The sequence below is a fragment of the Algoriphagus sanaruensis genome (genome assembly GCF_001593605.1).
Classification (GTDB): domain Bacteria; phylum Bacteroidota; class Bacteroidia; order Cytophagales; family Cyclobacteriaceae; genus Algoriphagus; species Algoriphagus sanaruensis.
On sequence record NZ_CP012836.1, the window covers coordinates 3,131,712 to 3,145,890 of the forward strand.

The following is a 14,179-nucleotide window of genomic DNA, read 5'->3' on the forward strand; positions in this document are numbered from 1 at the left end:
GTAAAGCTTTTTTTGAAGGCTTCAGTTAATCTGATGGGTAGTATTGGAATATAATGCTGTAAAAATTTGCCGTTACAATGCTGGGAGGTAGGTAATTTTTTTAATTAGTATTTGCAGAACTGATCTTAGGCCAAGGGAATTGATAGATTGATTCAAAAATTTAATAAATGTCATTTTCACGATTAACATGTCAAAAGACCCTCCATCCTATCCCTTATCTGGTACTTTTTTCTTGATAAAAAAGTACCCAAAAAATCAAGATTCAAAAATGCTCCTACCGCACATGGCCGGACGCCGGCTCGCTTTTGAATCTTCCCCACGCGCCCAAATAATGAACGAAGGTGCTCAAATGAATTTAATTTTGATGTTTTTCTGAATTCTTAACGCCCCTACGCCACAACCTGGCCCAAGTCTAAAAATGCCCACTGGGCATTTTTTTAACGACTTGTCCTCCTAAAAACCGCCTGTCTTCAAGGGCCACATCCCTCACGGTTTGATTTCACCTTCAATTTGCAACTAAATGTTCGATCTTATTTTATATCCACATCGGGATTGCAAATTTCTAGGAGCAAGTTAGCTTCTTCTACGAAGTGCTCGCTTCCACCATGGAAGCTGAACCTCTTCGTGATATCCGTAGCTATTTCCACCATATCCGTATCCATAACCATACCCGTACCCGTACCCATAGCCATACCCTTTGTCAATATGAAGGTCATTTAGGATACCGTAGATTTTGGTTACCCCTCCTTTTTCAACTAGATTATTCAAAACTTGGGTATTCCCTTTCATGGAATAGCCTTGACGGAATACATAAAAATTCACATCTGAGAACCCAAAAAGCTCCTTTGTTTCGGATACTAATCCTACCGGAGGACAGTCAAAGACCACCACATCGTATTCTTTTTTGATTTCCTGAATGATCTTGCCAAATTTTTCCTGAAGCAAAAGTTCGGCAGGGTTTGGTGGAATCGGACCAGAAAGAATAATATCTAAATTCTCAAAACCGGAAGCTTTTACCACCTCTCGCCATGAAATGGATGAACTCAAGGCTGTACTCATTCCCTTGTCATTCACCAATCCAAAGTCTTGCGCGATTCGTGGTTTTCGCAAGTCAAGCCCTAAAAGAATGGTCTTTTTCCCCATTAGTGCAAAGACCGAAGCCATATTTAAAGACACAAAGGTCTTTCCTTCACCTGAAATAGAAGAGGTAAAAAGCAGCGTCAAATTTTCCTTTTGAGGACTGAGATAGGTCAAATCAGCACGCAATGACCGGAAAGACTCTGTGACGGAGGATCTTGGACTATTCAATACCGGTAACGCATCTTCTGATCCATTTCTACCAATCATACCAATCAAAGGAACCTTAATCTGCTTTTCCAATTCTTTCGGATCTTCGATTTTAGTATTTAAGAAATCTTTGACCGTGATAAAGCCAATTGGAAGAATCAAACCCAAGATCAACCCAATCAAAAGGTTAAGCGAACGCTTTGGAGCAACGGGAAGCTGCCCTGATTTGGCATAATCCAAAATCACATTGCTTGGCATATTGGAAGCCATGGTGATTTCAGCTTCTGCCTTTTTTTGAAGGAAATAGATGTAAATATTTTCATTGATGGTAAACTGACGCTGGTAGCCGAGGAGATTTCGCTCAGTCTGTGGAAGCTGATTGATATCTCGCTCAATCATCTTGATTCGGCTATTCACATCTGCCAACACATTTTGAGTATTAGTGATCGCCGAATTCACATTTTCCTGAAGGGCATTGGCTACACTTTGGATTTTTGCATTGATGTCCCGAACCTGTGGAGTCTGCTCGGTAAAATTGGCTGTTATCTGAACACGCTGAGCTTGAAGTTCGGAAAGGTTTTGCACCAAAGCATTTAACAGAGGATCTGCATTCCCCATGATGGAAGGGGCCACCAGATCACCTTTACTTCCATTGTTAAGGTAGCCACGTAAGGTCTGAAGGTATTTTAGATTTAATTCAGCAGCACTCTTTTCCTTTTCCAGTTCCGAAAGCCGTTCAAAAATGATTGAGCCTTCTTGAGAAAGATTAAAAATCTTGTTTTCTGACCGATACTGTTGAAGTTTGGTTTCAGATCCACGTAGGGAGTCCGTAATTCCGCTCAATTGCTGATCTATAAATCGGATGGTATTTTCAGAGGTTCTGTTTTTCTCATCCAATTCACGCTGAAGATAGGTTTCCATCAACTGGTTGAGATAATCCACCCCCAAGCGTCTCAAAGGAGTTTCTAAACCTAGATTTAGAATGGAGCTTTGCTTATTTGAGGGAGAAACCGAAATATCCTCCACCAAGCTAAGCGCTAGAGAAGGAGTGTCGATCAATTGAAAAAACAGGACTTCCCCTGGCAGTGCAGAGACTTTTTCTACCGTAAATTCATAAAACTCTCCCTGGATCAATTCCCCAAAGGTGTAGACCGAATTAGGAAGAGAAAAGAGTTCTACCCTTGATTTAAAATTCGGATCCTGAGGATTAAAAATCTGAAAGGATTCAGGATCCTCTATGCTAAGCTGAAACGTATTTTCGTCAATTACCTCTAACTTGATCAAACCGCCTACAGCTTGCTTTTTGGTCCAATCTACTTTGACAAAAACCGGGTAGTTTCCATAAATCTGGTTGATTTTAAATAAGTCCTCTTGGAAATACTGCACATTGAGATCCAATTTTCCCAGTGTGGCAATTGCCAAGGAATAGGATTTCAGAATTCCGATCTCATTTTCAATATTACTTTTCCCTTGGAGTCCTGCAAAGCCCGTAGATTCAAACAAATCGGCTCCCAAGGCCTTGTCTTCATCCTTTACAATCACGGTAGATTCCACCTTGTAAATCGGAGTGGTAAATTGATTGAAAAAATAGGCTCCAAGAACACCCAAAAAGGCACAAATCAAGATGATTGGCCAATATTGAAGGTAATTGAACAAGATGACTTTAAGATCGATTTCGTCCTCCTGGTTTACCAAAAACGGATGTTGAGGCTGGGTATTGACCTGGGGTGAATTAGGATACATACTGTTTATTTACGGGTAAAGGTATTGATCAACAACACGGAAACGGTGATCGCAGAAATAACTAAAGAAAGGGATTGGGCGGCATTTTCTCCGGCACCTACTTCCCGAACTTTCATCGGTTCGGCATAGAGTTGATCATTGGGTTGAATAAAATAAAAAGGTGATTGGACAATTTGCCGATCATTGAGATTGATCCGATGAAGCTTTGTTCCTTCAGGATATTGGCGAATCAGGAGCACTTCGTCCCGCTTGGCAATGTTAGAGAGGTCCCCCGCATTGGCAATGGCCTCAAATATGGTCATTCGATCCTGAAGAACGACGAATTTTCCGGGTCTTCGGAACTCACCAAGGGCGGAATATCGAATTCCTCCAAGTTTGACTTTCACATAGACCTCAGAAGTAATGTAAGCTTTTAGTCTAGCTTCGATCTCAGCTCGAGCTTCTTCAATGGTTTTGTCTTTTACCTGGATTTCTCCGACAATTGGAAGACGGATATTTCCATTTTTATCTACCGTGTATCCGGTCATGTAATAGATATCTCCCCCACCTTGCGCCATTTGCATCCGCATATTATTCGAAGCATCAGCGGTAGGGTTGAATCCATTTTTTAAAATATCATCCACCGTTTGGATGTTCACATCAATGATGTCGTTGTACTGGAGTTTGTATTCCGGGATTTCATAGGCGATCAGTTCGCCTTCTGCAATTGCCTTTTGACCTTCCAAATTCTGGAGGTAAATAATTTTTTCATTGGAAACACAGGAGGTGAATCCGAGGATTAGTAGAAAAAACAGAATGGACTTCAGGGATATATGCATAGGTAATTTGAAATTCAAAATTTGGATGGGTCAAAAATAAGAGAAAATTGAAACTGGATGGAATTGATTCCTTGGTTTGGCTAGGGATGGAATATGGATTTGACTAGTAAAGACTTATAAAGTAATACTTTTGAGACTTATTTTTCTTGTGGAATTAGGCATTAAAAATGTCTCATGTTTTAGCAGTCTGAAGTCTGCATCCAAGAAAGCACAAGTCTGAAGACTTGCGCTAGGTTGGCCTGTAGGTTATTAATTTTTTTTAAACCACATAGAAAGCACATAGCTAACAATAGATTGAATTATTTATCTGTTGGGCTTTTTGATCGAGGTATTAGGACTGGCTTATGGTTTAGCAGTCTGAAGACTGCATTGAAGAAAGCACAAGTCTAAAGACTTGCGCTAGGTGGGCTGTCTCTATTTAAAGGCTTATTTTATTGCGAAAATAAAGGAGGATTTTTTGGAGGGATTGCTCTACGGTTTCGAGGTCGGTACGAACCCAGATATCGGGATTGTTTGGGGACTCATAGGGGGAATCAATCCCGGTAAAATTGGAAATCTTTCCTTGTCTAGCTTTTTGATAGAGGCCTTTGACATCGCGCTGCTCACAGATTTCGAGTGGGCAATCCACAAAAACTTCGATAAAATTTTCAATCCCAACAGTTTCGGCTACTTTTTTCCTATCCGCCCGAAAAGGTGAAATAAATGCGGAAATAACAATCAACCCTGCATCCAGCATCAACTTAGACACTTCGGCTATTCGTCGAATATTTTCTTTTCGATCTTGATCCGAAAAGCCAAGGTCTTGATTTAGCCCTTTCCGAATCTTATCCCCATCTAACAAATAGGTCCAGTAATTCTCACTTACTAACTGCCTCTGCAAGGCAGAAGCCAGTGTAGTCTTTCCTGCTCCGGATAGTCCGGTAAACCAGATCAGTAGTGACGGATGAGTAAATTTTGAAGATGAATTCAAATGATGGAAAACTTATTATAAGGTGCCATGAGTGTTTAGCGTATTAAACAAAGAGGCTGAAGCTTTTTGAATTTTTTACCATTTTAAAATTTCTTCCCAAAGGTCTTTCCATTCAGGATTCAATGAATTGATCAAATTTTCTTTCTTTTTTCTACTACCACCTTTAATCTGCTTTTCTTTAGCTATCGCCTCTTCTATGGTATGGAAGGACTCAAAATAAACCAACTTTTTGAGGTTGTATCTGTATGTAAAGGAGTTTAAGTTCTTTCCATCTTTATGGTCAGTTACTCTTCGGATTAAATCATTAGTGACCCCAGTATATAGAACAGTGTTCGAATAATTTGTCATGATATAAATGCCCCCACCTTTTTTCATATTAAGGTTTCTTTTGCCTTGACTAAAACGTCACTGCGAGTTAGGCACGAACGAAGCAGTCTCCTAATTTACTGCTTGACATCAGATTGCCTCGGGTAGGTGATTTTTCTTCTTAACTCTATGTACAAGCCTTACCCTCGCAATGACGTACGATCGTCATCGTGAAAAGTATTAACGTCATCGCGAGAAGCAAAATGACACTTAAAATTTAGCTGAAGAGCTAACTGCTTCGACGCGATCTTTGGATGAAACAGCTAAAGATTGCTTAGGGTGCGCGTCATCGCGAGGAGAAACGACGAAGCGATCTTTAATTTAAACCATTAAGATTGCTTCGGGAAGGTAGACCCTAGGAGATATGTGTCAGGCCCTACCCTTCCCTCGCAATGACGTACGATCGTCATCGCGAGAAGTAAAATATCCATTTAATTTTTAAAGTGAAGTTTACTACTTCGAAGCGATCTTTCGTGCTATTAAAGAAGATTGCTTCGGGGCTTTACGTCATTGCGAGAAACGGATCCTAAATTTACTTTTTTATTAGACTTGATCGTTTCGAAGCAATCTTAACCATTCTAAAGATTGCTTCGGGTAGGTAATATGAACATCTAAAAGATACTCTCTACCCTTCCCTCGCAATGACGTGCGATCGTCATCGCGAGAAGTAAAATATCCATTTAATTTTTAAAGTGAAGTTTACTACTTCGAAGCGATCTTTCGTGCTATTAAAGAAGATTACTTCGGGGCTTTACGTCATTGCGAGAAACGGATCCTAAATTTACTTTTTTATCAGACTTGATCGTTTCGAAGCAATCTTAACCATTCTAAAGATTGCTTCGGGTAGGTAATGTGAACATTTAAAAGATACTCTCTACCCTACCCTCGCAATGACGGGGGCTTCGAAGCGATCTTTCGTGCTATTAAAGAAGATGGCTTCGGGGCTTTACGTCATTGCGAGAAATGGATCCTAAATTTACTTTTTCATCAGATTTGATCGTTTCGAAGCAATCTTAACCATTCTAAAGATTGCTTCGGGTAGGTAATATGAACATCTAAAAGATACTCTCTACCCTACCCTCGCAATGACGGGGGGCTCGCAATGACGTCACTTCTTATTCCAAAAATAAATCGCACTTACCTGTCCCATTACGCTGGTCAAGTTTTTACCAACTGGAAACTCCGGAGTGCTTTTTGAATCCAATTGCCATTGGTAATTTTTAGCATGAATGAGCTGAAGCTTTGAACTTAACAAAAGATTATTGAACTGCTTGTCATAGAGTAAGCCTAAAGAATAGTCAACCCACGGTTTGTAGATATTCTGCTGCCCAAAGGCTCGATTAAAGAAACCTTGTCGATTTTCCAATCTTTCTAGAATCACTCCCTTTTTTTCGAAGTTTTCTACCAGAGAAACTTCAATTGTTTGAATATTCGCCCCAGGCCCCATCCCAACACCAAGTGGTTGACCAAAATTTGTAAATCCTCTAGCTTGGTGGTGCATATGCCAACTGCTTAAGCCCTTTAGGCCTGAATATCTAATGTATCGATTTACAGACTCTTGCTGATGGGTAATTTCAGATCTGATTTGAATTTTTTGATTGGGAAAAGGAGAGTCAAACAACTTCAAAAACCCGAAAATATAGGCTCTTGCGTGCTCTGGATTTAAGATAAACTCTCTCCAATTATAGGAATGATCTCTTCTTCCAAATTCAAAATAAACTTCAAGATTAGACGGCCTATTTTTATAAGATCCGAAAATAGTAAATTGTTGGTCTTGACCATTCGAGTCAAAATCTACAGTATCACCACCCTCAAAAAATCGCTTCTTCTGAAATCCTTGAAAAACAGGAAAAAGGTCAAAGAATCTACCAGAAAGAGTTTCACTGTATTGTTGAACTGTCCTACTAAACCCTAAAGAGACACCATCTATCCATTTTGGATGCCAAGTTAAAGTTACTGCGTTAAGATATCGCCAATCGTCATCCAATTGATCAAAAAACCGATTATCCAATTCCTCAATTCCAGTTCCTCCTAATTTGCTAGAGGCTAATTTTCCCATTAAAAATTGAAATTCAATATTACCAATTAGCGTTTTTGCAGGCTTGACAGTATTTATAGTCAAATGGGGAAATCCAGCAGCATTATTTGAAAAGGTTAAAGAATTCCATTGGCCAGGGCCCCACCATATATTCTTGGTTGATATCCCAGCTTCAAACGCACCATACTGAGCAGTCAATTTCGTTTGTCCCCACCAAAGCTTTGAATACACCCCGTTCCCAAAAGATTGAGGGAAATCACCATAGTTTAAGTCAAAATAAAAATCACTAATTCGGGAATTAGACCATGTTCGCAAAAATTCAGGTTCTGCTCCTTTACTTCCAAAGACTATTTCAGGGTTTAACTCAAGCCTTAAAAATTTCCAGGATGAATTGAATCCTCCTGACCAATAAGACTGGTACCCCTTTACCGGTAATACTCCCCGATCATCCCAACCGTAATTTGATATGGTGCTTATCCTTTGAAAGGAAACCAAGGGACTTATTGAGTACTTAGCTCCCCATTTTGTCTCTTCCTCTTGAAGCTCTTGGATAAAAGAGTATCGAAAATCCTGAATGGAAGAAGTGTCTGAAAGGCTTAAACTATACCTTCTACTTAATTCCCTTTCAGTGGAATAAGTATTTTGAAAAATCTGAGATTTTAGAGAACTCGAAATCAAGAATATAAAAAGGGAAATAGATAAAATCCGTCGAATCATTGACCCAATTTAGCGCGAAGAACATCAAAAATGAATTGGGGGGTAGAAATTAGGTTTCTTCGCCACAATCTCCTTGGTTCCTTAATAAATCTTGGGAACCATTCCAAACCCAAATCAATCCAAAACTGACTTGGCCTTTTAACAGTACCAGCATAAAAATCAAAAACTGCTCCTATAGAACAAACGACCTTTGCCTTTATTTGTCCCTTATTTTTTGCCACCCATTTTTCTTGCTTGGGAGCTGTCATTCCTACAAACAAAATATCTGGGCCAAAATCATGAATGGCTTCCAACATTTTACGATTTTCTTCTTTAGAAAAATCAGGTTTAAACGGAGGACTATAAAAACCCACTAGAATTGAAGGAAACTCCTTCTTCAAACGATCTTGAATCAAAACCAACGTTCTTTCAGAAGAACCTAAATAAAATACCTTTCCTCCTCCTTTGCTATCCAATATTCTTAAATAATGAAGATGCAAATCAAATCCTGAAATCTTCTTGATTTCCTTCCCTTTCAAAAATTTGCTGGCCCATACAACTCCCACACCATCAGGAAATAAAAGATCTGAATTAATCAATGCTTTCTGAAATTCAGCATCTTCCTTTGCGACGCAATAGGAATGTGGGTTTATCGTATTAGCTACAAAAATTTGATCTGGAAGATCTTGTGGAAGATGAAGTGTCAAATTATACTGAAAAAGCTCCATCTACTAGTAAATTAATTAATGCTTGATAAAATTCTCACAAAACGATTTTCAAACTTTTCCAAGGTATATTCTCTTTGAAACTTTTCCTTTCCAGCTTTTCCAAAGGCTTCTCTTAATACAGGATTTTCACACAAAACAAGAATTGCATTTGCAAGTTTTGCTGGTGATTTAAAAGGAACTAAAAGTCCAGTTACACCATCCTCAACTATTTCCGGAATAGCTCCTTCATAAGTAGATATAATTGGTAAACCTGCCTGCATAGCTTCTAATAAAACCAAAGGAAAACAATCTTCATGTGTGGGATGAACAAAAATATCTGCTTTATGAAAAACGGATTTTTTATCCTCTCCTTGAACCTTTCCTTTGTAAATAATGTAATCCTCCAAATCATATTTCAAAATCAACTTTTCTAATTCGACCGAGCTTATATCTCCTTCTCCTCCAGCTATTGTCAAGCGAAAGTTGACTGTACTATTCTTTAACAATGAACAAGCACCCAAAAGATCTAAAACCCCTTTGCTTCTAATCAGATTGGATAAAAAAAGAATTTCAATGGGGCCTTTTGATGAATATTCATCTTTTACAGCAAATCTCATATCAAGAATTCCATTTGTACAATAATGAACACGAGTCTCGGAAACGTAATTTTCAATATCTGAAAAGAGCAATGGAGAGAGCAAGATTATCTGAGCTTTTTTGAAAACAAATGGATATAAGAATTTTCCAAAAAGAGTTTGAGAATACTTCTTTACACCTTTATTATGAAAATGAAAAACATGAGGAAGACCGAGTAATTGAAAAATAAAGACAATCCCAGCATCCTTAATTAAACCTGGTCCATTTGAGGTTAAAGTTATATAAGCTAAATCAGGTCTATTGAATAATCCCTGATGGAAGACTTTAGCTACAATCTTCAAATATTTAACCCATTTTCTAATTCCAGATTTCCCAATATCATCTACTGTAGAAGAAGTACTAAGATTAACATAGTTACCATCAAAAGACTGGTTAATTACCTTACTAGATTTGATATATTGCCCCACCATTGCTGCACCATGGAGTGGTGGTGGAAAATGTAGAATAAAAAGAATTTTCAATTACTTAAGAATAATACTATTCAAAATTGATTTGAATAAAGATCAATTACTTTCCGAAAAGTTTTGACCATTTGATCAGTATTACTTCTTTGAATAATTAAGTCTTGAGCCTTTGCACCCATTTTAATATATTCTTGTTCTGATAAATTATAGGCTTGTCCCATTTTTAAAACTAATGAATCCATATCATTTTTTATAAATCTAAAACCAGTAATTTCATCTATAACTAAATCATCCTCTGTACCATCTGCTTCTGATACAATACACGGAGTTTTCCAAAGCATTGCTTGATTTAAAGCTAGCCCACCTATTCCAGGTAATACAAAAAAATCTGCAGCACTAAAATAATAATCAACATCTTTTTCAATCCTTCCTAAAAATAAAATGTTTTGAAAATTATGATTTTTAACAAATAATTCCAATTCATTTTTCATTGGTCCATCACCAATAACCCATAAAATAGAATCCTTATTCACAAAATTGAATTTATTGAAAGCTTCTATTAAAAATTTAACTTTCTTATCCTCAAAAATACCTCCTACATAAAGAAATACTTTTTTTGATGAATTTTTAAGCTCAAGACTCTTGAATAAAACTTTTTCAATATCAAATTTAAAGGTATCCAAATCAATTCCATTATACGCCACATAAATTGGTTTATTAATTCCCAATCTTTCAAAATTTAATTTTGCTTTTGTACTATATGTTATAATAGAGTTAGCTCTAGAAAAAAACAATTTTTCCGCAAAGGTTTTAATGCGCTTAACAAAAATTGAATGTCCTTCAGGATACCAGCCACAAGCCCAAACTACGATTCTTAAATTTAAAAATTCTTTAAATAAAAGAAAAACCCAAGAAGTAATATTACTTGTTGCACCTTCAATAATAAGAACCTCTACCTTTTCTCTTTTTATTTTAAGAATCAAATCCCAACTAAATTTCAGATTAAATGAACTTATTCTAATTTGATTATTTTTATAATTATTAAATAAGGAATCAGATCCATCAATTTTAATTGCAGGTCTACCATCATTTTTATTCTTGTTTTGAAAATAACAGATAAGATTATTATCAATAGCAGAATTTAATTCCTTATAAAAATTAATTCTATAATGAGTTAAAATTGGAGATATCAGAGCAGTCTTTTTCTTCATATTTATTAAAATTATTCATCAAAGTGAGACAAAACAATAAAATAAAAAATATAGGAAAAAGAATAAATTAATGTATTATCAGCAAATAAAAGTAAATTAAAATATAAAATAACAATTCTTTGATTAATACTTCCCTCACGATATAGAAAAAAGGAAAATAATATAAGCACAATTATACCATGTTCTATTAAAATTTTTAATATATCATTATGCAGTAAATATATACCTTCGAAATTCCCTTTAAGTAAATTTACAGTAGACCCTTCACCTAAACCCCAAATCCAATTAAAGTTTTCAAATATTTGAGAATTAATTATAGTGAAATTATATAAAGTAGTACGACCTGAAGTGAAATGACCAGGTTGCAAACCAGTATTTTGAATAATATATTCATTAAAAAATCCATCTGAAAGAAAAATTGTAAATCCCAAATACAACAAATTAACGAGAATTAGAAAATACTTACTAGATAAAAAGGTCCTAGAGACAGATGGAAAAACATAAATTAATGAAATAATAAATGTAGAATAAATAATAAGTCTTTTAGGAAATAAAATCATAAAAAAAATTGAAACAAAATAGTATTTAAATTTCTTTTCTATAAGAAAAATCAAGGACAAAAATCCAAAAATATAACTTAGACTAGCTGGTATATCAGGAGGATCAATAAAATACCTAAATGAAAATTCTCTAAACAAATCAGGAGAAGAAATTAAAAAAAATAAAGACATAACAATACTTAAATAAAATGCACTGTATTTAGGAAATTGGAGACGTTTCTTATCCAAAAACAAAACTATACCGGTTAGATAAAATATAACATTAAAAAAGGCCTGAGTTGAAAATTGATTAAACCTTAACAAAGATGAAAAAATTATTATAATAAATGGAACAACATACAAATTCAATTTTCCAGTAAGTTTAAAATTAATAACATAGAACAAAAAAAACAAAAATGAGAAATACTTAAAATATTTAAAATAAGGAAAAATTAAATCAATATTCTGTATATTAGATACAAATACATATACAATATAAAAATAAAGTATAAAATTATAAAATTGTTGCTTATTGAGCCGCATTAAATTTTATGTCAATTATTGGTGACAATCTTTCTAATTATTTCTGAAATACTATCGGAATTAACATTTAAATTTGGAGTAGAACTTTCTAAGGAATTAATATACTCTTTCAAGGAATTTAAATCTTCTAAAGACGAAATTGTTTTAAACTGCATATTTGAATAAGCATTAAAATTAATATTAATATTATTAAAATGATGAAGTTGAATAAAAGGTATGTTTAACTGTAAATAAGGAATTATTAGAGTTGAATAATGCGATAAAACAATTTTGGGTATAACATGATCATTAATCATTTGAAAGTTGGAGTAAATTTTACATAAATTAACCAGATAATCACTTTTATCCCCAGGATGCTTTTTCAAATAAATAGTAAAATCTAATTTAGATAACACTATCCAAAGTTCAGAGAGAATATCATCACATAATTTATCATATTTTAAAGTAGCTGAAGAAGAAACCCATTGTTCTTTTGAAAAAATCTGACCAATATAAAGTATTGAATTATTACATTTTTTAGATTCAACTATTTTATTCAGGTCATAATGATTAATTATGACTCTTGAACTAGCTTTGAAAAAATAGTTCATAATTTTATTCGAATCAAAATCAGATAAACAAAGAAGAAAGTCTAAAGATGGCTTAAAAAAAGATTTAATCACACCATTATTATAATTGAATATCCCATGTTGCCAAAAAATAGTCTTAATTGATAAGATATTTCCTAATTTACATAAAAAAAAATTCTTTTTTGACAACTGAACAAAAACGATAAAATCAGGTCTAAATAAAATTAACCAAACATATATAATCCATTTTCCTAAAAATCCTTCATAGCTCTTAAAATAAGGTTTTATTCCCCTTTTAATCCACCAAACTTCCGATTCGTAATAAAATGAAAACCTATATTTCCTTTCATCAACAAATAATACTTTTTTCAAATTTTAAAATATTTTTAAATATAAAACTAACCATAATAATTACTTGAATACCTACACTTATAGCCCAATAATAGGAAGCGTTCACGTAAAAATAATTTTCTAAAAAAAAACCATTTAAAACAATATTGGCTAAAGAACCTGCTATAATTGCAAATAACATAGATTTTGTGTTCTTCGAAATAAGCATATAGATTGATAGAAAACTTGAAATATTAATAAGGAAGAAGCTGATTAAAAACCATAACAAAAGAGTTCTAAATTCAGGTCTTATTTCAAGTCCTAGATAAAGTTTATAAATAGGAATACTCAGTAAAAAGAAAATAATAAAATATATTACACTCAATGCAACACAAATAAAGAATGTCTTACCATAAAAACGTAAAAATTTCTTAAAATCTTCGTCATATAACCTTCCATATTCTTTAAAAAAAACAAAAGTGAATGGAAATACAATAAGATTCATATAACCTGCATATTGGGCTATCGCTGAATAATATCCTGTATACTCAGGTCCAAAATAACTCGTAATAAAAAAACGATCGCTAGATGATGTAATCCAACCTATTAATGCACTCGGTATCAAAAAAAGTGAATACCTGAAAAATTCCTTGGTTTTATCCGTGAATTTTAAATCAATTTGGAATCGGGTTCCAATACCATTAGCCTCTTTATTTAGGTAATAGAAATAAGCAGATTGAGCCAATACCATCGCTGAAACGTATATATAATCAAATTGTTTGTGTACCTGCAAAATGGCAATAAGCATCGCGGCTTCAATAACAGCAAATAATCCGCGGTATTTTACAAGTTTTCCAATTTTGGAATCGGCACGTAAGACACCTTGTAATGTGTTGTTTAAAGAAAATATAATAACATAGGCCAATGTAGAAAAAATGAGTAAGAAAGACTCAAACTTACCAAATAATAGATCTCTAATTGAAGGAATACTTATTATACCAAAATAAAAAAAAACAAATAGTAAAATAAAAAATCTCTGAGCTTTAAATACCTCTAGTCTATCTTTAATATTTTTTAACTCTTGTGAATATCTTTGAATCCCCATTCCAATTCCCAAATCTATTATTGGAAACGCCAAAGATGACATCAAAATTATCTGCACATAAATCCCATACGATTCTACCCCATAGGTTCTAATAAAAAATGGGATAACAATTAAAGGCCTTATAAAATCGAATAACTTAAAAAGTGAGCCTTTAAATATAGATTTAATCACTATAATATTCAGAACTATAAAATTT

General features: G+C 34.4%; 11 protein-coding genes. All 11 read right to left on the reverse strand.

Annotation, left to right across the window (positions count from 1 at the left end; all coding sequences use genetic code 11):
* Positions 1-573: 573 nt before the first annotated feature.
* On the reverse strand, positions 574-3,030 hold the full coding sequence (locus tag AO498_RS13775) for a GumC family protein (RefSeq protein ID WP_067548832.1): 2,457 nt from the start codon (positions 3,028-3,030) through the stop codon (positions 574-576).
* Positions 3,031-3,035: 5 nt separating this feature from the next.
* Complete coding sequence (locus AO498_RS13780) at positions 3,036-3,848, reverse strand: polysaccharide biosynthesis/export family protein (RefSeq protein WP_067548835.1); 813 nt, start codon at positions 3,846-3,848, stop codon at positions 3,036-3,038.
* A 418-nt stretch (positions 3,849-4,266) separates the two neighbouring features.
* On the reverse strand, positions 4,267-4,818 hold the full coding sequence (gene cysC, locus AO498_RS13785) for an adenylyl-sulfate kinase (RefSeq protein WP_067548838.1): 552 nt from the start codon (positions 4,816-4,818) through the stop codon (positions 4,267-4,269).
* Positions 4,819-4,893: 75 nt separating this feature from the next.
* The gene (locus tag AO498_RS13790) at positions 4,894-5,193 is read right to left on the reverse strand and encodes a GIY-YIG nuclease family protein (RefSeq protein ID WP_067548841.1); all 300 of its coding nucleotides are present in this window, start codon (positions 5,191-5,193) and stop codon (positions 4,894-4,896) included.
* Between the two features lie 1,099 nt (positions 5,194-6,292).
* A complete protein-coding gene (locus tag AO498_RS13795; RefSeq protein WP_067548844.1) occupies positions 6,293-7,939 on the reverse strand; it encodes a capsule assembly Wzi family protein in 1,647 nt (548 codons plus the stop codon).
* On the reverse strand, positions 7,936-8,646 hold the full coding sequence (locus AO498_RS13800) for a WecB/TagA/CpsF family glycosyltransferase (protein WP_067548847.1): 711 nt from the start codon (positions 8,644-8,646) through the stop codon (positions 7,936-7,938). Before AO498_RS13800 ends, AO498_RS13795 begins: the two co-directional genes overlap by 4 nt.
* 11 nt (positions 8,647-8,657) lie before the next feature.
* Positions 8,658-9,743, reverse strand: coding sequence for a glycosyltransferase family 4 protein (locus AO498_RS13805; RefSeq protein ID WP_148660242.1), 1,086 nt, complete (start codon positions 9,741-9,743; stop codon positions 8,658-8,660).
* Between the two features lie 20 nt (positions 9,744-9,763).
* Complete coding sequence (locus AO498_RS13810) at positions 9,764-10,897, reverse strand: glycosyltransferase family 4 protein (RefSeq protein ID WP_067548853.1); 1,134 nt, start codon at positions 10,895-10,897, stop codon at positions 9,764-9,766.
* Between the two features lie 11 nt (positions 10,898-10,908).
* A complete protein-coding gene (locus tag AO498_RS13815) occupies positions 10,909-11,805 on the reverse strand; it encodes a hypothetical protein (protein WP_148660243.1) in 897 nt (298 codons plus the stop codon).
* Positions 11,806-11,990: 185 nt separating this feature from the next.
* Positions 11,991-12,920: a hypothetical protein gene (locus AO498_RS13820; protein ID WP_067548858.1), complete on the reverse strand. Its 930-nt coding sequence runs from the start codon at positions 12,918-12,920 to the stop codon at positions 11,991-11,993.
* Positions 12,898-14,154 (reverse strand): lipopolysaccharide biosynthesis protein, encoded by a 1,257-nt coding sequence (locus AO498_RS13825; protein ID WP_067548861.1) that lies wholly within the window; start codon positions 14,152-14,154, stop codon positions 12,898-12,900. Before AO498_RS13825 ends, AO498_RS13820 begins: the two co-directional genes overlap by 23 nt.
* Between the last annotated feature and the right edge of the window lie 25 nt (positions 14,155-14,179).

What these genes read in the sequence shown, in the direction of transcription:
- AO498_RS13790 (WP_067548841.1), bottom strand. Translation starts at nt 5,193, where the DNA reads ATGAAAAAAGGTGGGGGCATTTATATCATGACAAATTATTCGAACACT.
- AO498_RS13800 (WP_067548847.1), bottom strand. Translation starts at nt 8,646, where the DNA reads ATGGAGCTTTTTCAGTATAATTTGACACTTCATCTTCCACAAGATCTT.
- AO498_RS13810 (WP_067548853.1), bottom strand. Translation starts at nt 10,897, where the DNA reads ATGAAGAAAAAGACTGCTCTGATATCTCCAATTTTAACTCATTATAGA.
- AO498_RS13780 (WP_067548835.1), bottom strand. Translation starts at nt 3,848, where the DNA reads ATGCATATATCCCTGAAGTCCATTCTGTTTTTTCTACTAATCCTCGGA.
- AO498_RS13775 (WP_067548832.1), bottom strand. Translation starts at nt 3,030, where the DNA reads ATGTATCCTAATTCACCCCAGGTCAATACCCAGCCTCAACATCCGTTT.
- AO498_RS13795 (WP_067548844.1), bottom strand. Translation starts at nt 7,939, where the DNA reads ATGATTCGACGGATTTTATCTATTTCCCTTTTTATATTCTTGATTTCG.